Genomic DNA, 19,082 nt, shown 5'->3' on the forward strand with positions numbered 1-19,082 from the left:
TTTAACCTAATTCAGCAACATGAAAACCAACAAATTCCTGGCTTTAGGCTTCGCCCTTTGTCTTTCCGGCCTTGCGCAGGCTCAGACCGTCGACGAGCTGGTCGATAAACACGTAGCCGCGCTGGGTGGCCTGGATAAACTAAGCAACGTCAAAACGCTGTATATCGAACGGTCGATGGCTATTAACGGCATGGAAATTCCCAGCAAGTCAACCATTGTGGTTGGCAAATCCATGCGGACCGAAACGTCGGTAATGGGCAACTCGATGATTCAGGTTGTAGACGGCACCACCGGCTGGATGGTGCGCCCAGCCATGATGGGTGGTACCGGCGATCCGGAAGATATGCCCGCCGATCAGTTGAAAAGCTCAAAAGGCCAGCTTGACCCTTTCGGCGCTCTGGTCAATTATAAAACCAAAGGCAATCAGGTCGAACTGGTTGGCAAAGAGAAAGTAGATGGTAAAGATGCCTATCACCTGAAGGTAACGACTAAAGAAGGGCAAACTGTCGACGAATTTCTGGATGCGAATACCTACCTGGTCAGCAAGGTCAAAATGGCGATGAATGGACAAAATGCTGAAATTGCCTTTTCGGATTATAAAGACAAGGACGGCATTAAGTTCGCTAATACGATGGAAATGGCTTCGCCACAAGGTGCGCTAACGTTCACGACGGAAAAAATAACTGTTAATGGCCCGGTAGACGAAAGCATTTTCAAAAAGCCGGCAAAATAGACCGAGCTATGCTTTCATAGCTGAACCACTCTCCATAAAAAAACCGCCAGATGCCTGGCGGTTTTTTTATGGAGAGTGGTTCAATACAAAATCGCTCTTATGGGTTAGATTATCTATTTACCCTTTTGACTCAAAAAAGTGCTTCTAGGTAACAAAAACGCTGGCACTAAAAGTACCAGCGTTTAAATCTAACCCATAAGAGCTTGCAGCCGAGTTCACACCCAACTACAATCGATAACAAATTAGGTAAAAATCTAAATAACTAGTAACAAAGTAGACAATTTTACTAATCAATACCTCTAATTTGCTATGTATATCAATGCATTCATGTTTAATACAATTTTGCTATCCACTGCACCCAATAAAGCTTTATAGCCATTAATCTTTGTGCTACTTATGTAAATTTCATAGAGTTAAGAAGATAATACCCTCAACATGCTACCAACCGTTGGTGCATGTTTCTTTTTTATACCAATCCATATGTGAAGCAATCTGAGAACTAGTCGACGACGTATATCATACAATACATTAGTTAAATAGAGGAATCTTAGAAACGCCTGGCCATATTGAGTCGGGCGTTTTTGCTAATGATGGTCGAATGGGTTCAAAAACAAAGCCCCTGTCAGTTGACAGGGGACTGTTAGCATTTAACCTATGATAAATCTAAAAAAGAGAGAGGATCACCTAATTCCTCATTCGCTTACCGATCTGTGATAAATTTCCGTTAATTTTCCGAAAAAGCAATCGGTTGCATGAAAAGAATTAAGAGGATAGTCTCTTCCGTCTTTTTTCGTATAATTGCACATATTCCTGATAACTCTTCACTATTCTTAAACAGAGAGTAGTGTATTTTACGTTGAACTGATCGTTTTAACATGTTCTGAAGCTTAAAATCGGCCGATTTCAACCGATTGCAACCTATTGGCATATACCCACCGCAACAATGCAAAAGGATGTAACGATTTATGATATTGCTAAACTCCTGGAGTTGTCACCTGCTACGGTAAGCAGGGCATTGAATGACCATCCCGCTATTAGCTCTTCAACCAAGATTCTCATTACCAGTAAGGCAAAAGAAATGGGCTATCGTTCCAATCTGTTTGCCAGCAATCTGCGCCGTCAGCGCACCAACACCATTGGTGTAATCGTACCTCGTCTCGATAGCGCATTTATGTCGACCGTTCTGGCTGGTATGGAGAAAATAGCTAACAAGAATAATTACAACCTGATTATCAGCCAGTCGCTGGAATCGGTCAAGAAAGAGTTGGCTAATGCCAAAACGATGTTCGACAGCCGTGTCGATGGTTTACTGGTTTCTTTAGCCGCTGATACGGACGATCTGGAGCATTTTAATACATTCTTCCGCAAAGGTATCCCGATGATTCTGTTCGACCGGGTGATGCCGCAGAAGAATTGCACCAATATTGTCATCGACAATGTAAAGGCGGGTTATGATGCAACGATGCACCTCATCGATCAGGGATGCAAGCAGGTAATGCACATAACGGGCAACATCAAGCGAAACGTATATGCCGATCGGCTCAAAGGCTATAAAATGGCCCTGGTCGACTGTGGGCTTCCGATTTCCGACGAACTTATTCGACTAACAGATTTAACCCGTCAGGCTGGCCTGGATATGGCTACTCATATTCGCCAGATGGCCTCTCCGCCCGACGGCCTTTTTATTGCCAGTGACTTTTGCGCAGCCAGTTGCATGGGTGCGCTGCGTCAGTATGGATTTGCCATTCCAGCCGATATTGCCGTAGTAGGCTTCAATAACGATCCAGTATCTCAGGTTGTGGAGCCGAACCTCTCGACGATTCACTACCCTGGGCAGGAAATGGGTGAAATTGCGGCCCAAACACTAATCAATCACCTCAATGGCCTGATCCATCTGAGCACAACCAACAGTATTCTATTGAACTACGAACTGATTATCAGGCAGTCGTCTCAGCGAACTAAAGCACTATAAGAGCCTGCAAAGGTACTTGCTGTTATTCTTACCGTACAATTCCTTACCTATTCTTAGTCTATGATTAGTCCAACCAAACTCATTATCGCTACGGCTGGCCTGGCACTCTGGGCCAGCCAATCCGGTGTTTGCCAGAATCCGACATCCAGCGCCGTTAAGCCGAAACCACTCGTAACGGACATTTACACAGCCGACCCATCGGCCCATGTGTTCAACGGCAAAATTTATATTTATCCGTCGCACGATATTGAAGCCAACGTGCCCCAGGATGATGAAGGGGGCCATTTCAACATGCGCGACTACCACGTTTTTTCGATGGATAAAATTGGCGGAAAAGTGACCGATCATGGCGTTGCGCTCGACATTAAGGACGTTCCCTGGGCCGGTCGGCAGATGTGGGCTCCTGATGCTGCCTATAAAAATGGTACGTATTACCTCTATTTTCCTGTAAAAGACAAAAAGGACGCTTTTCGCATTGGCGTAGCCACCAGCAAATCGCCCACGGGCCCGTTTAAGGCCGAACCAGCTCCCATTCCTGGTAGTTACAGCATCGACCCAGCCGTATTTACCGATACTGATGGCAAATCGTATATGTACCTCGGCGGCATTTGGGGAGGGCAATTACAACGCTGGCACACAGGAAAGTATGACAGTAGCCTGAAAACGGACCTGAAAAAAGATAAAGAACCCGCCTTAAGTGCTAAAGTGGCCCGGATGAGTAAAGACATGCTTAAGTTCGATGAACCGCTCAAAGATCTGGTGATCGTCGACAAAGTGGGTAAGCCCTTACTTGGTGGCGACCATGATCGACGGTTCTTCGAGGGTGGCTGGATGCATAAATACAAGGGGACCTATTATTTCTCGTATTCGACGGGCGATACGCACTTGCTGGTATATGCCACTAGTAAATCGCCATACGGCCCGTTCACCTATCAGGGTGTGCTGATGAAACCCGTTACGGGCTGGACTACGCACCACTCTATCATAGAGTTTCAGGGGAAATGGTACATTTTTTACCACGATGTAGAACTATCTGGCAAAACACATCTGCGTAACATCAAGGTTCGTGAGCTGAAACGGAACCCGGATGGATCGCTGGAAACTATTACGCCGTAAATTGAGTTCCCAGCATTTTTTTGTCTTTCCGACGAAGGAGAAATCTTGAGATTCTTCTTTCGTTGGAAGGACAAAAAAACTTTTCAGTACAGTGTGCTAAAACAGATTAATCAGTCTGATCAAACACCGATTATTTCCTTGATATACCTTCCTCTTCTTTTCTTTTATCAGGCATTACACAGCGATTCAGCCGTACACCCTGCGAATTTATAGCCGTTAACAGCAGCATTTCCTTATTTTTTCCGGTCAACAAAGCCGATGTGCGGGCGTCGCCCCGAATCACTAATCCGCTCTCGGCCGGACTCAGGGGTTTAAAATGACCACGCCCATCGCCCAGTAGAACAACCCCCACGGAGGCATCTTCGCGACCCATATTTACTTCGTTCGGATAAAAGTTTCCGGTCAATACAGCATCTAGTCGACTATCGTGATTGACATCATGGACAACAATGCCAAAAACGGGAGCCGCCTGAGCGATGTGAGGCAAGGCATGAACGGCAAACTTCCCCTGACCCAGATTTTCGATATACGCACTTTGCAGATAAGTGGCCTTAGCTTCATACGCCCCACTCCTATCGTCGTCCGTAAACAACTGATCGAACCTGACAGCCGCATAATCCGCAAAACGTTGGTATTTCCGTCGGAACTGAATAACCTGTTGATTTAAGGCATCGCGCGGTACAGCCGGGTAACACACCCCATTGATGTAGTAGCCCATCAGCGGGTCCATAGTACCATCGTTGTTAAAATCCTTCGCCATGATAGTGACAGGTTCCTGCTCCGAAGCGCGATAGAGCGTATTCAGCCCCTCATTACCCGCTATGTAATCCAGATCGCCATCCTGATCGAAATCGCCCTGGGCGAGGCTGTTCCACCAGCCCGATGAGTTGGGCAGTTGAATCGGTGCCGATGCCTGAAAGGAGCCTTTACTATTTTTATAGATCGTAAGAGGCATCCACTCGCCTGCCAATATGAGATCGGCCCAGCCGTCCCGGTCGTAATCGGACCAAAGCGCCGAACAGACCATACCTGCCTGCATCAGCGATGGACTGAGTTGCTGAGTCACATCCACAAAGCGACAGCCATTTGCCGACCGATCGTTCCGAAGCAGATAGCTCCGGGCGGGCAGCGGGTACTTACCGGGTATCTGACGGCCGCCTACAAACAGGTCCTGGTCCCCATCGTGGTCGAAATCGGCAGCGACGACACAGGAGCCGCTACCCGATACGTCTGGTAAGGTTCCGGCAGGGGCTGGAGTAAAATCGCCTTTGCCATTGTTGAGAAACAATTGATTCTGATAAAACGCCTTTTCGGTCGCTGGGCGTTCATTTCCTCCATACACTACGTATAAATCCAGATCCGCATCCCCATCGGCATCAAAAAATAAGGCGCTGGTTGCCTCCTGATCGGCGGTAGCAGGAAACGGACGCTTTACAAATCCACCACTTGCCGTTTGCCAGAACAGACAGGATGGGCTGCCCCGGTACGAGCCGCCCATAAAACAATCGTCCAGGCCGTCGGCATTGACATCGCCAACCGCCAGCGCAAAACCAGACCGTGAAAGCATTTTATGCATAGCCGCCGTTTGTTTGAAATCGACAAAGTCCGACTCAGTATGGGCAAAATCAATGGGATATAGGTCCGTTACATCCGTAAATAGTGGTTTTTTCGTTTCGTCAAACATAGGCTCATTGCCCGGAGATGCCTGATTCTGTGAAAGCGTAAGGACCTGGTCGGCTGGCAGATTTCGTTTTGTCTCTACTCGTCCGTCGGGCCATTCGATGCGCAGCGAATCAATTTTAGTGCTTTTTCCCAGCCCAATATGAAGTCGGGAGTCGACCGACGACAAATACCCTCTGACGATCGTCGCTTCACTGTACTGCATCGTTCCTCCAGACCAGAGTGTTACCTTAGTGCCAACACCCTGACGATTTGTGGGACTTCCCTGCAAGGAAATGGTCAGGTAATGATCGGTCGGATTCTGTTCCCAGCTCTGATTTCGGTAAATGAAAGCTTCGCCATCCACATTGTTCACGACCAGATCCAGATCACCATCGTTGTCGAAATCGGCATAAGCGGCTCCATTCGCATAAGATTCGTCATGTAATCCCCAGTTTTTGGAAACATCCTCGAAGCTTCCGTCTTCTTTATTGCGGAAGGCGTAATGAGCCAACGGAATCTCAGGAACCTTGTCGAGCATCTCCAGTCGTTTTTTCGTGTTGTATTCGGTGGTACCAAAGCCCGAAAAGTCTTCGGTAAAATTGATGAAATCGCGGTCGGTAACATTTTTCCGATAGCCATTCGTAACGTATATATCCTTCCGTCCATCGTTATCGAAATCGGCCAGCAAGGTTGCCCAGCTCCAGTCGGTTTGCGCCACACCGGCCATCAGCCCCACTTCCGAAAAAAGCGGAACATTTGTTCCCTTCTGTCCTCTGCCCTCTGCCCTTTGCCCTATCCCCAGATTCATCTGAAGTGAGTTGCGCATGTACTGCATCTGATGGCCAAACTGGGGCGAAATGCTCATCTGCTTGCGATCATAGTCCTGTCCGCCCAGCATCATTTTAAGCCGGTCATTCTCCTTGGGTAGCATATCCAGTTGCATCAGATCGGGGAACCCATCATTGTTCAGATCGGCCGCATCGACGCCCATCCCGTACATACTGGTATGCGCCGTCGCCTGCTTGATTACATTGGAAAAATGCCCTTCCCCATCGTTTAGATACAGGATGTCGCTGCTGGTGAAGTCGTCGGAGCAGTAAATATCAGGATAGCCATCTTTGTTAAAATCGCTGATAACCAAGCCCAAACCTAATCCATCGTAGGTTATTCCAGCTTCCTTCGAAACGTCTTTAAAGACTGGATGCCCTTTGGTGCCTACTCCATCGTTACGATACAGTTTACCTGTGCTCGGGTGTGATCCATCCGCTACAACCGGGCGAACATGAGCCGGGTTCTGAAAATCGGGGGCGGTATTGAGTAGGAAAACATCCAGATCGCCATCCCGGTCGTAATCAAAAAAAGCCGACTGCGTTGTGAACGCGGGATCGGCCAGCCCATAATCAGCGGCCATTTCCTTGAAAACAGGCTTACCGTTTTTTAAACCCTGGTTGATAAACAGCAGATTTTCGGTGTGCTTTAAGGCTGGGTGACTGGCAACAGAGATGTACATATCCAGCCAGCCATCCTGATTCACATCGACCATCGCTACGCCCGAACACCAGCGATTGGTCGTTAAACCAGCCGATTGGGTAATATCCTCAAACGAAAAAGCCTTTTCTCCCTGTTTGCCCTGATTCAGATAGAGCTGACAACTCACCTGATTCCCTGTAAAAACCAGGTCCACCAGCCCGTCGTTGTTCACGTCACCAACGCCTACGCCACCGCCATTGTAAAAGTTAGTAAAGGTAAACCCATTTAAGCGTTCAGTGGGCGTCAGCGAGTTGTTGAACGTAACGTGTGTATGATCGCTGGAAAGCCGCTCAAATCGCGTTGGTGTCGATTGATGACAGGCTGGCAAACTACTGATCAATAAACCGATTCCGATCGTCCAAAACGGTACAAGTCTCATAGAAAGCATTTTGAGTAAAATAGACCACGGATTATTATGATCGTTATGATCTGCGTAAATCATAATTATCATAATAATCCGTGGTCTATTTGGAACCAGCAATGTACTAATAACCAGGATTCTGGCCTTTCAGGCCGATGTTCGGATTGTTGTCAATTTCCTGCTGGGGAATGGGCAGCAGTTCGTGTTTACCTTTCTGGAAATAGGCAATGGGCTCCGTTTTCAGTTTACCCAGCTTCCGCCAGCGCAGAATATCGCGGTTCCGAATTTCTTCACCATTCAGTTCGATACGCCGTTCGTGTACAATAGCCGTGAATACCTGATCTTTGGTCGATACGGGGTAGTTGGCCGTTGGGTAGGCTGGCATAGATACACTTGGTCGGCTCCGAATCATGTTCAGATACGAAACCGCACTGGTCAGATTGCCCAGTTCGTTTTCACACTCAGCCATCGACAGCAACGTTTCGGCATAGCGCATAATCCGCTGATTAATACCGCCCGTTGTTGACGTACCGGCTTTATACATCAGCGTAAATTTCCGCCAGCTAACTTTTTGCACTTTACCATCCACCGTTGAGCTATTCCCGTTCTGGATTTCGTCGGTCAGGATTGTCTGATCTTTGTTATACTTATCGCCAGTCGTATACACCGATTTTGCATACCGAGGATCCATCTTTGCATCCCCTTTGCTGGGCCGTTCGAACTCAGCTAGCAGACTGTTTGATGGAATGATGTTGCGCCAGCCTATGCCCGAGTACTCCTGCGTCCGAACGGTTTCTTCGGCCCCTGCTGTGCCATCGCCATCGCCGTTCCAGTTGAAATTACCGCCCGATGGCAGGAAGTTCACTTCCCAGATCGACTCTTTGTTGAACTCACCTTCCTCCGTAAAATTATCATTATACTCATCCACCAGACCATAATTACCCGAGGTTATTATTTTCTGAAGTTCGGTTTTGGCATTGGTGTAGTCGCCCTGTTGCATATAAACCCGCGCCAGGAGCATCTGAGCCGCTCCTTTGGTGGCCCGTCCCTGGTTGGCCGCGTCGTAGGTAGCAGGCAGTGCATCCTGAGCCGCTTTCAGGTCAGCAATGATGAATGCGTACACATCGCCCTCTGAAGCACGCGGTAACGAACCCGCTACCGACGTAACGTAGTTTTTATAGAGTGGAACCCCACCCCACATACTCACCAGTTCGAAATAAGCCCAGGCCCGCAGAAACTTGGATTCGCCCACGGCCTGAGTAGCGACACTGGCTGTTAGACCCTTGGCAGCAGCCGCTTTGTCTACCACCACATTGGCCCGGTGAATAATCCGGTAAGCGCCCGTCCAGACCGAACTTACCAGCGAATTGTCGGTGCTATGAACGCCTAGCAATAATTGGTTACGCGGTGTTTCGAGTTGTCCCCCGCCTGCCGCCACATCGTCGGAGCGAAGATCATGGGTAAAAAACCACTCACGAGCGACCAGGTTTGTCGATTGAAGGGCAGCATAAACCCCATTGACCGCACTCCTGATCTGGACATCATTTTGAAAATAACTGTCGGTCGTAACTGCGTTGGGATTTAGCTGGTCGAGGCTTTTTTCATTACACCCAACCGCCAGGCCCAGCAATAAAACACCGATTGAGAAATAGTGCCTTTTCATAGAAAACGTATGCGTTAAAGTCGTTAAAGTCGGTTAGAACGTAATCTGAAGACCTGCCAGCAGGGTACGCGCCTGCGGGTAGTTTGCGTAGTCGATACCATTTCGCAGTAAAGTGCCATTGCGCGAACCAATTTCCGGATCATAGCCCGTGTATTTGGTAAATGTCAGCAAGTTCTGAGTCGATACATACACCCGAACTTTGTTCACCACACCACTCGTCAGACTGCCCAATGCCTTGGCAGGAATGGAATAGCCAACGGTCAGGTTTTTGATACGCATATACGAACCATCTTCAATGAACCGATCCGAAGTCCGGCTGTTGTTGTTCGGATCTCCCGCTACGGCCCGTGGCACGTCGGTATTGGTATTGGTTGGTGTCCAGGCGTTTAACACAGCAGGCCCCGCATTGAACAGCCGTAGCATACCCTGCGTTACAACTTTCGTTCCGTTGTAAATTTTGTTGCCGTACGTTCCCTGCAAATACAAGGTAAAGTCGAAGTTTTTGTAGGTTCCCGTAAAATTGGCTCCGTAGTTGAACTTCGGCAGGTAGCTTCCCAGGTAGGTGCGGTCGTTAGCATCGATTTTACCATCGCCGTTCAGGTCCTTGAAGCGGATATCGCCAGCCGATGTGTTTTTGGCCGGATTATCGGCATCGCGCGAAGCAGGTCGGTTCTGAATAGGGGCACTGTATACTTCGTCGACTGATTTGAAAATACCATCGACTACGTAGCCATAGAACGACTGAATCGGTTGACCAGCTTCGGTTTTGGTAATATCGGCCCCACCATAGTCAGCATTCGACCCTGCGTAGATCGCTGCGGTCGGTGTGGCCAGACTCAGTACCCGGTTGCGGGTAATACCGATATTGGCCGACACATTTCCACGGAAATCACCTTTGGCATAGTTATAGCCCGCCTGGAATTCGTAGCCCCAGTTTTTCATACTGCCAATGTTAGCCACCGGCGCATTGCTATAGCCAATCGAGTTTGGAATGGGTACGCCCAGAATAAGCCCGTCGGTGACTCGGTTATATACCTCGGCGGTAAACGTAATTTTATTATTGAACAGCCCCAGATCGACCCCACCGTTGACCATATCGGTTGTTTCCCACTGCAATTCGGTGTTGCCCAATGCGTTAAAAAACGACCCCAGACTGGTCGATGAGCCAAATGGGTACTGGGTTGCATCAGCCGATACAAGCGATTGCCAGGCATAGTTAGGTATGCCGTTGAAACCTGTCTTACCATAGCTAACCCGCAGCTTGAGTTCCGACAGATTCGGCATATTCTTCATGAAGTTTTCCTGATTGATACGCCAGCCAACCGAAGCCGATGGGAAGTTACCCCACTTTTTGCCTGGTGCAAATAAGGAAGATCCATCCCGCCGAATCGACGCACTCAGTAAATACTTGCCTGCATAATCGTAATTGATACGGCCCACATACGAAATCAGATCGATTTCAGACCGGGAGCTACTAACGGATGGATTGCTTATCCCCTGAATCACGTCCAGATCATTGTTGGGGCGGTTGCCCGATCCTGTCATACCCGTTAAGAGTACTTTCTGGGTCTCAGCTACAGCCACAGCCGTAATGTTGTGCTTCCCAAACGTTTTATCGAACGAAAGCTGATTGGTAATCGTCTGGGTGATATTCGTGTTACGTGTTTGCGAAACCGTAGATGATACCCGCTGGATATACCCATCATTATAGATTGGATTGAACGTACTGCCATTCGAGAAGCCCAGATCGACCCCATAGTTAAATCGGTATCTAAGGAAGCTCGTTAGCCGAACATCTGCATAAACCGTAGCAAACGCCTTCAGAAACTTCGTTCGGGTAACGTCCATCGCTGGTGCCCGCAGTGGGTTTTCAGGGTCTGACCCATCGGCCGCCGTTGGCGCACTATATCCTCCTACTTTCGTTGGGTCTGTTGTTGGCCAGTAGGGCATCATCCGAAGAGCGTGCATCAGTTGCGACCGATCGCCGGTGGTTTCGCCCCGCTGGTTGCTGTAGGCAGCCGTTAGTGTCTGACCAATCGACAGGAATTTAGACACCTGATGGTCGGAGTTGAGCCGTAGCGAACCGCGCTCGAAGTCGGTTCCGATCATAATCCCATCCTGTTTGAAATAGCTACCCGATGCAAAGAACCGGGATACCGCATTACCACCCGATAGGGAAAGCTGGTGCTGAGCAATGGGGGCATTGCGGAAAAGTTCGTTTTGCCAGTTAGTTTCCGTCTGTGCAAAGGTTTGTGTAGCGCCGTCGTAAATAGGCGTATTCAGGTTACTCAACCGTGACGGAAGAGCAATACCAGCGTTGGAGGTCAGCGCTTTAGCATACTGCACATACTGATCCCGATTCAGCACATCAATTTTATGCGATGCACTCTGCGTACCCACATATGAGTCCAGTGTGATGCGAATTTTGCTGTCCCGGCCACCTTTCTTGGTCGTAATCAGGATAACCCCATTAGCCGCCCGTGACCCATAAATAGCCGCCGAACTGGCATCTTTCAATACTTCCAGCGACTCAATATCATTGGTATTGAAGCTATTCAGATCGCCGGTGGGTACGCCATCGATCACATATAATGGGCCCGACCCGTAGCTGATTGACCCGATACCGCGAATTTGCACGATGGGCGAACTCCCCGGTCCACCATTATTTACAACGGATACGCCTGGAACCCGCCCCTGGAGGGCGGAAGCTACGTTAGGAACAGGTAAAGCGGTAAGTTCTTTAGGCGTTACGGTTGATACGGCGCCCGTCAGTGAGGAGCGTTTCTGCGTACCGTAGCCAACTACAACTACCTCTTCGAGCGCACCGGCATCCGCTTCCAGCGATACATTGACTACACTTTGATTACCTACTGTAATTTCCTGTTTTTTATAACCAATGTAACTGAAAACGAGTACCGCACTTCCGTTCGGAACGTCGATACGATAGATACCTCGTGTATCGCTGGCCGTACCGCGTGTGGTGCCCTTGATCTGAATATTTACGCCCACTAACGGGCTTCCTTTTTCATCCAGTACAGTACCTGTAACCGGTTGATCGGCAGGTCTGGCCCAGGTCATCGTAATCAGGCAATTGATTAAAACGACCAGTGCAAAACCCTGCCTCATGATTTTAATCACTAACGCATGGAATTGTAGGTGGTTTGACATAATTTTAAGGGTTTGTCGGTTTAGCAACGGCAAAAAAATCCCTGCATCCGTTTTGCGGACGTCTTTCTAGCGATTGTACAGGGGGATTACTTAGCGAGTCAGTAATGTTAGCGCATTACTGACTTTTTTATGCGTATACATTATGCTACGGCATAGGCAAACAAAGGGGTTAGAATGGTTGAACAGTGTATATAGTCTACAAATCAGAATGAGTACGTATTCTACTAGTTACCAAAATCTTTAAAAGTAGTTTTGTAACTATACGTAGCCGAAAATCACTTCTTATTTATTTACCTATGGGCGTAGTATGTTACAAATTTGATAAACTATCAATTACTTATATTGACTACTCTAATCGGCTTTTACGTGTATGCTGACGAAATCAGGTATCATTTTTCTTAGCACAAATATCATAATAAATTTATCATTTGCAATCGGTTGCATAATTTTTATAATTAATAGTATATGATAAATAAAAGACGTACTGATGATTAAAACGCAGTTAAAGCCAACGAGGGTAAGACTCCCACTAATCAGGAGCCCTACCCTCGTTGGCTTTACGTGTGGCTGTTCAGAAACTAACTCACTGCAAAATCGAGGTTTTCGGTGATCCGCTTTCCCTGGCTGGTCAGTGTGTCCATGTACAATCGGATGCGGTCCTGCGCTTCTGCTAAATCCATATTATTCAGATTGATATTCAGCAGATCGATAAACCAGGGCGCTTTTTCAGGGCTTAGTACATAAACCGTCGCGATTTCCTTGGCAATTGGCAACGTTGTGGTTTTCGATGCGTCGAATACGTCTTTATTGCTGGCTTCCAGCAACTTATCGTATTCCTGCTCCAGCAAGGTGTTGAACAGGGCTTCGGAGAACGTATCCCCCGCTTTAACACCAACGTCAGGATCGTCTTCGGTCAGAACAGCGCCTTTGTGCAGCCACTCCCACAGAATACTCAGTCGAATTTCGCCCGTCGCCATATCTTCCATCAGATACAGAATATCGTCGTTACCAAAGAAATCGGCGGCTTTCAGGGCGGCTGCCTGCATCCCCTGCCCGAAGGCATTGCCGTATTGCAGGGCCACACTCAGCAGGTTACGCGCTCCGCGAATATCACGGGGGGCTGGTTCGATCAGGATCAATCCGTCTGCATCAGCCTGGGTGTAGGTGAGTGGCGGAAACGAACGGCCAAGCAGGTTGGCTTCGCCCACTTTTTCCCAGACGGGCCGGACGATGTGTACCATTTTCCAGTGAGCGACCCATTTGCCGCTGGCTCCTTCGCGCTGTTCACGTTCGGCACCGGCCACAGCCTTTGCCATGCTAGCGGATACACCTGCTTCGGAGCCCACCGGAATGTTCGGCTCCATACCGCCCTGCCAAAGCGCAAAATGGCCGTTAAGATCCGGCGTATTGACGGCCCGGCGAACGCGGTCTTCGTAATTTCGCATATAGCCGTAGGTCATCGTGATCGCTTCGATATTCGGATTGACAAAGGTGCTATCCCAGGCCATCGCATCCGACACGCTGTTGATATAATCCCAACGGCCCGTGTTGAAGCCAACAAAATGTTTTCCCAGAGCTGCCCGAATTTCCATCAACTGGTGGGTAGCTTCCAATTGCTCGACCAGTACGTATACTCGGATAGTGCCAACGGGCAAACCGATATGGGTTTCGAGGGCGCTAAGTAGTTCATTCCACACACCTGCTTCTTCAGCCGTCTGGATTTTAGGCAGGTACATCACAATAGAAGACCCGGCCTGTTGCAACGCCTGATAATTGTTCACGACATACAGCGTAGCATCGACTATTGAAGCGGCCATTGCAACACCATCCCCATCCCGGATATGGCGATCATCGAGGTGAAGGCCCCGCGCCCGAAAGATTTTAGTAGTGAAATTGAGCTGTTCTTCCCAGTTTGTAATCGTTTTTCGACCCAGAAATGACTCAGCCCATTTGTTCATTTCGGCGGCAACCTGTTCGGCTACTTTTAGAAAAATCGGGTCTTTATGAATGGCCAGTTTCAGGTTCCGCTGGTTATCGAGCGACATGGTGGTAATCTGACCCAGCGCGTCTTCGCCATCGAACATCCAGCCATCTGCCCCCGACAGCAACGCATACGCCACATTCCGAATGCTACTCTCGACGGGTGCGTTGGGTTTGGCTGCCGGGCCGGTTCCCTGTATCCATTGCCGTTGTAAATCGGCCGGAACCGCAGCTCCTTCGAACTTACCATCACGGGCATCCTGTACCTTTATAGATGTACCGGGAATCAGGCTTTCGGGGTCCAGAAAGCTGATCCGGGTTTTTGATTCCTGACGGGCGGCCCGGCGTTTCATCCGACTATCCATCACCTCCTTAATACGCTTGTTAAACGGTGCCAGGGCCGAAAGGGCATCGATTGCCTCATGGGTGTATACGTCGGAATAAGTCTCGTTCAGGTTGTCGCGAATAGAAATCAATTGAGTTAGCATAGCCAAAAATGTAAAATGGATGAAAGACGAATAGGAATCAGTTTCACCCCTAAATCCCCTAAAGGGGACTTTACTCGTACTTAAACGAAGTCCCCTTTAGGGGATTTAGGGGTGAACAAGCCAGAATTAATAGGATGCTACCGAATTAGGCGTTGTACCCTGTCCCAGTACAAACACACTCATTGAAATAGGGCCGTGTGCACCCAACACCAATGCCTGTTCAATGTCGGCGGTTTTCGAGGGGCCACCAATAAAGGCGGCAAAGCCGTAGTCGCCCGCTCCAATTTTTGCATAGGCTTCGTGGAGCGTAGGAACGATTCGTTCGGCAGGGATGACCACAGCCAGATGCTGACAGATATAGGGAACAATACGCTGTCCCATGCGCTGTTCGGGCAACCAGACGGCGCCATTTTCGGCAACGGCCAGTTCGGCCTCAATTACGGCTACGTCAACATCATCGAACGTATGGGGGTCAATATCTATTGATAAGCGTTCAAACGAATCGCTCAGTTCAGGCAGTGATGTAATGATGCGTTGGGCTGTATCAAACTGTTCGGCGATCCGGTGTTTGATTTCGGCAAAACTCTTGACTCGAAAAGCTTTACCGCCGATTCCGGTAAACACCTCGCAATAGGTCGCAACAACATCCTGATTCCCCCCTTTAAAGGCACTCATATCAGGCAATGGGCTGGCCGAAGGCTGGTTTTTTAACACATCTGCCAATATGCGTTCTCTCGTACTCATAGTGTTCGTTTGGACCTATTTAACCTCATCTTTTCCATGCTTTGCATACCACTCCCCGAACGACTCTTTCGGGCTGTCGGGCATGTCGCGTTGCCTGTACCAGGGGTTGAACTTGTTGTTGACCGCAAATGGGATGTTGTTCAGTACCCAGCGTCCAGCTTTACCAATAGTAGAATAGGAAGTGGGCGACGACAATGTCCAGGCCATTGCTTTGATTCCCAACACCTTGGTATTGGCCGCATAACCTTCCTGCACAATTACCTGCCGCCATTTATACAATTGCTCGTGAATATTGATCTTGACCGGGCAAACGTTTGAACAGGAACCGCAGAGGGTTGAGGCAAAGGGCAAATCGGCATGTTTACGCATATCCAGATTCGGAGCCAAAATAGCCCCAATTGGCCCGGCAACGGTATTGTGGTAGCTAAGTCCCCCGCTTTTCCGGTATACGGGGCACGTATTCATGCAACTTCCGCAGCGGATACATTTCAGTGAATCCCGGAAATCGGGACGGCCCAACTGCCGACTACGGCCCATATCAACCAGAATCAGGTGCATTTCCTGTCCTTTACGCGGCTTTTTGAAATGGCTCGAATAAATCGTAATCGGTTGGCCGGTAGCACTACGGGCCAGCAATCGCAGGAAAATGCCGAGGTGTTTCTTCTGCGGGATAATCTTTTCGATCCCCATTGACGCAATCTGTACCTCCGACAAATGAGCGCCCATATCGGCATTGCCTTCGTTGGTACAAACGACATATTCGCCCGTTTCGGCGACGGCAAAATTGACACCCGTAAGCGCAGCCCGGCGCGTTACGAACACATTGCGCAGGTGTCGGCGGGCGAAGCGGGTGAGCGTCGTCGGGTCCGATACGCCTTTCTCGGTGCCCAGATGCTCATGAAAAATCTCACCGATTTCCTCTTTGCGTTTATGAATGCAGGGCAGCACAATGTGGCTGGGCGGCTCATTGTCCAACTGCTGTATGTATTCGCCCAGATCGGAATTGATTACGTCGATGCCGCGCTCGATGAGGTACTCGTTCAGATGGCATTCTTCCGTGAGCATGGATTTGCTCTTGACCATCTGCTCGATGCCTTTTTCTTTCAGAATCGAGTATACAATGGCGTTGTGTTCCTCGGCATCGGCCGCCCAATGAACTTTGATCCCATTCTTTGTTACGTTGGCTTCAAATTCCAGCAGGTAGTCGTGGAGGTTCGATAGCACGTTGTTTTTGATCTGCGAGGCTGCTTCGCGTAAGGCTTCCCATTCCGGTATGTTTTTGGCCGCCATATCGCGCTTTTGCCGAATCCACCAGAGGGCGCCATCGTGCCAGTCGACCCGTTCTTCGTCTTTAATAAACTCTTCGGCCAGGGCTGCGTGGTCTTTTTCTACTTTTTCCATTACCGGGTCGCGTTTAAAATTTCAGCAATGTGTACCGCTTTTACAGCGCTCTTGTTCCGTTGTAAAATACCTTCCATATGCATCAGGCAGGATAGGTCGACCGAGGTGATATACTCGGCCCCGTGCCGGACGTGGTCCGATACCCGATCTTTCCCCATCTTGACCGAAACGGCTTCTTCGGCTACACAGAACGTACCCCCAAACCCACAGCACTCGTCGGGCCGCTCCAGCGAGACCAGTTCTAGTCCATCCACCATGTTTAATAGTCGAACAGGCTTAGAAAAAGGGGCTGCATTGAGTTCGCTCATCTGGGCCAGATGCAGACCACGTAATCCGTGACAGCTTTGGTGAATGCCTACTTTATGAGGAAAATGGGCCGCCAGCTTATCGACTTTTAATACATCGGTCAGAAACTCCACCAGTTCATACGTTTTTGACCGCACCCGCTCCGCTTTGACCGGATCTTCGGTCGAGTGCAGATGATCTTTTACGTGCAACACACAACTGGCCGAAGGCGCAACGATGTAATCAAACTCCGCAAAGTTTTCCAGAAACAGGTTGTTGCATTCCTGCGTCAGATGCTCGAACCCGGAGTTTGCCATCGGCTGGCCACAACAGGTCTGACGCGGTGGATAAACCACCTTTACCCCCAATTTCTGGAGCAATTGCAGGGTAGCAATAGCCGCGTTGGGATAAAACTGATTGACGTAACAAGGGATAAAAAGTCCGACGGTCATTGGCATGTAAGGCTTACTTCATTTCTTGTCCAAAGAAGCAGGCCAAATAGATTTTACTACTGAATGGATAATTACTTTTAGAGCTAATCAGTATCGTATTTGGCAAGGGGGTCTTCTGCGTCTATGTACTCACAGACACGGGAATAGCTATCCAGTTAGTGTTCCAGAAAATCCAGGTCTTTCCCAAATGTTTCTTCCATTTTCCATAGTCCAAGATAGGCGATGGAAATGGTCAGTAAGCCGAGTAAAGCTGCCCCGTTAATGATACCTAACTCACCTTTGAATAACAGAAATAACGGCGTCATAATGTTGATGCTTCCCCGGACAAAATTGGGTACAGTCGTTGCAACGGTAGCGCGGAGGTTGGTGCCAAACTGTTCGGCGGCAATGGTAACAAACAAAGCCCAGTACCCTACACCAACGCCTAAACCCACACAGATGGCATAAAACACAGCGGCCGACTGAAAGGGTACGTACAGATAGACCGCCACCAACGTAGCCGTCAGCAGCAGAAACATCGCCAGTACCTTCTTCCGACTGTTCATATACTGGCTGAATATGCCACTAGACAGGTCGCCAATCGACAGGCCAATGTATTCCCACATAACCGCTTTCCCGGCCACGATAGGTTCACTCAGATGTAAGGCTTTTCCAAATTCGGGGGAGAACGTCATCAGGATACCAGCCACGAACCAGACCGGAAGGCCGATCAGAATACAGCGGACGTACTTGCTAAACTGGCCCCAGGACGAAAACAACTTCATGAAATTCCCCCTCGACACCGTTTCCCGTTCTTTGACGCTGGTAAAGATTCCCGATTCAATCACGCTGACCCGCATCAACAGCAGCAACAGTCCTAAGCCTCCCCCAATGAAATAGGCATTTCGCCAGGCAAACATATCGGCAATAAAGTAAGCCAGTACGGCCCCCAACAGCCCGACCGATGCCACCAGCGATGTACCATATCCTCGAATTTCCTTTGGAAGAATTTCGGCCACCAGTGTGATACCGGCTCCCAGTTCGCCAGCCAGACCAATACCGGCTATGAACCGAAGCAGCGCATACTGATCGACCGAGGTAACGACGCCATTAGCAATATTGGCTAACGAGTAAATCAGGATGGAGCCAAACAAGACCGACAGACGCCCGCGTTTATCGCCCAGAATCCCCCAAATAATACCCCCGACGAGCAGACCCGCCATCTGCATATTGATGAGGTAAATACCTGTTGGAAGCATGTCAGCATCAGCAACGCCCAAATCCTTCAGGCTTTGCACCCGTACGATACTGAACAGCAGCAAGTCGTAGATGTCGACGAAGTAACCCAATGCCGCTACGATGACGGGGATTTGCAGCAACTGGCGAATCAGCGACTTATGGCTCGCGGTTGTCGGTTTATTCTTGTAAACAGGCTCAATCATGTTTCGTTTGCGTTTACTTTTCGACAGGATTAACAGGATGGACAGGATTGGCTATCGCTATCCTGTGTCTGTAAGGACACCGACACAGAATATTACAGAAAATAAA

11 protein-coding genes are annotated in these 19,082 nt (G+C 49.0%); 3 read left to right on the forward strand and 8 right to left on the reverse strand.

Features of this window, described 5'->3' with window-relative positions; genetic code table 11:
• Positions 1 to 19 precede the first annotated feature (19 nt).
• The 3 genes from BGO59_RS32360 to BGO59_RS32370 all read left to right on the forward strand — a co-directional run bounded on the left by BGO59_RS32360 (position 20) and on the right by BGO59_RS32370 (position 3,821).
• The gene (locus tag BGO59_RS32360; RefSeq protein ID WP_293691228.1) at positions 20 to 733 is read left to right on the forward strand and encodes an outer membrane lipoprotein-sorting protein; all 714 of its coding nucleotides are present in this window, start codon (positions 20 to 22) and stop codon (positions 731 to 733) included.
• 943 nt (positions 734 to 1,676) lie between these two features.
• Complete coding sequence (locus tag BGO59_RS32365; protein ID WP_293691230.1) at positions 1,677 to 2,705, forward strand: LacI family DNA-binding transcriptional regulator; 1,029 nt, start codon at positions 1,677 to 1,679, stop codon at positions 2,703 to 2,705.
• Positions 2,706 to 2,765: 60 nt separating this feature from the next.
• Positions 2,766 to 3,821, forward strand: coding sequence for a glycoside hydrolase family 43 protein (locus BGO59_RS32370; RefSeq protein WP_293691232.1), 1,056 nt, complete (start codon positions 2,766 to 2,768; stop codon positions 3,819 to 3,821).
• Positions 3,822 to 3,951: 130 nt separating this feature from the next.
• On the opposite strand, the gene BGO59_RS32375 is transcribed toward BGO59_RS32370, so the two are convergent.
• The 8 genes from BGO59_RS32375 to BGO59_RS32410 all read right to left on the reverse strand — a co-directional run bounded on the left by BGO59_RS32375 (position 3,952) and on the right by BGO59_RS32410 (position 18,976).
• Complete coding sequence (locus tag BGO59_RS32375; protein WP_293691234.1) at positions 3,952 to 7,392, reverse strand: VCBS repeat-containing protein; 3,441 nt, start codon at positions 7,390 to 7,392, stop codon at positions 3,952 to 3,954.
• A gap of 106 nt (positions 7,393 to 7,498) precedes the next feature.
• Positions 7,499 to 9,037 (reverse strand): RagB/SusD family nutrient uptake outer membrane protein, encoded by a 1,539-nt coding sequence (locus tag BGO59_RS32380; RefSeq protein ID WP_293691236.1) that lies wholly within the window; start codon positions 9,035 to 9,037, stop codon positions 7,499 to 7,501.
• 33 nt (positions 9,038 to 9,070) lie between these two features.
• Complete coding sequence (locus BGO59_RS32385) at positions 9,071 to 12,205, reverse strand: TonB-dependent receptor (protein ID WP_293691238.1); 3,135 nt, start codon at positions 12,203 to 12,205, stop codon at positions 9,071 to 9,073.
• 578 nt (positions 12,206 to 12,783) lie between these two features.
• Entirely contained in the window at positions 12,784 to 14,673 is a 1,890-nt protein-coding gene (locus BGO59_RS32390) for a malate synthase (protein ID WP_293691240.1), read from the reverse strand.
• Between the two features lie 126 nt (positions 14,674 to 14,799).
• Complete coding sequence (locus BGO59_RS32395; RefSeq protein WP_293691242.1) at positions 14,800 to 15,417, reverse strand: LUD domain-containing protein; 618 nt, start codon at positions 15,415 to 15,417, stop codon at positions 14,800 to 14,802.
• Positions 15,418 to 15,432: 15 nt separating this feature from the next.
• Positions 15,433 to 16,818, reverse strand: coding sequence for a lactate utilization protein B (locus BGO59_RS32400; protein WP_293691244.1), 1,386 nt, complete (start codon positions 16,816 to 16,818; stop codon positions 15,433 to 15,435).
• Complete coding sequence (locus tag BGO59_RS32405) at positions 16,818 to 17,555, reverse strand: (Fe-S)-binding protein (protein ID WP_293691246.1); 738 nt, start codon at positions 17,553 to 17,555, stop codon at positions 16,818 to 16,820. The genes BGO59_RS32400 and BGO59_RS32405 overlap by 1 nt, the downstream gene beginning before the upstream one ends.
• Before the next feature lie 155 nt (positions 17,556 to 17,710).
• Positions 17,711 to 18,976: an MFS transporter gene (locus BGO59_RS32410; RefSeq protein WP_293691248.1), complete on the reverse strand. Its 1,266-nt coding sequence runs from the start codon at positions 18,974 to 18,976 to the stop codon at positions 17,711 to 17,713.
• Positions 18,977 to 19,082 lie beyond the last annotated feature (106 nt).

It is taken from the genome of Spirosoma sp. 48-14 (assembly GCF_001898575.1).
Classification (GTDB): Bacteria; Bacteroidota; Bacteroidia; order Cytophagales; family Spirosomataceae; genus Spirosoma.

Excerpts from the sequence above, each read along its gene's own strand:
- BGO59_RS32365 (WP_293691230.1), top strand. The coding sequence starts at position 1,677 with ATGCAAAAGGATGTAACGATTTATGATATTGCTAAACTCCTGGAGTTG.
- BGO59_RS32385 (WP_293691238.1), bottom strand. The coding sequence starts at position 12,205 with ATGTCAAACCACCTACAATTCCATGCGTTAGTGATTAAAATCATGAGG.
- BGO59_RS32360 (WP_293691228.1), top strand. The coding sequence starts at position 20 with ATGAAAACCAACAAATTCCTGGCTTTAGGCTTCGCCCTTTGTCTTTCC.
- BGO59_RS32380 (WP_293691236.1), bottom strand. The coding sequence starts at position 9,037 with ATGAAAAGGCACTATTTCTCAATCGGTGTTTTATTGCTGGGCCTGGCG.
- BGO59_RS32400 (WP_293691244.1), bottom strand. The coding sequence starts at position 16,818 with ATGGAAAAAGTAGAAAAAGACCACGCAGCCCTGGCCGAAGAGTTTATT.
- BGO59_RS32395 (WP_293691242.1), bottom strand. The coding sequence starts at position 15,417 with ATGAGTACGAGAGAACGCATATTGGCAGATGTGTTAAAAAACCAGCCT.
- BGO59_RS32410 (WP_293691248.1), bottom strand. The coding sequence starts at position 18,976 with ATGATTGAGCCTGTTTACAAGAATAAACCGACAACCGCGAGCCATAAG.
- BGO59_RS32370 (WP_293691232.1), top strand. The coding sequence starts at position 2,766 with ATGATTAGTCCAACCAAACTCATTATCGCTACGGCTGGCCTGGCACTC.
- BGO59_RS32405 (WP_293691246.1), bottom strand. The coding sequence starts at position 17,555 with ATGACCGTCGGACTTTTTATCCCTTGTTACGTCAATCAGTTTTATCCC.
- BGO59_RS32375 (WP_293691234.1), bottom strand. The coding sequence starts at position 7,392 with ATGAGACTTGTACCGTTTTGGACGATCGGAATCGGTTTATTGATCAGT.
- BGO59_RS32390 (WP_293691240.1), bottom strand. The coding sequence starts at position 14,673 with ATGCTAACTCAATTGATTTCTATTCGCGACAACCTGAACGAGACTTAT.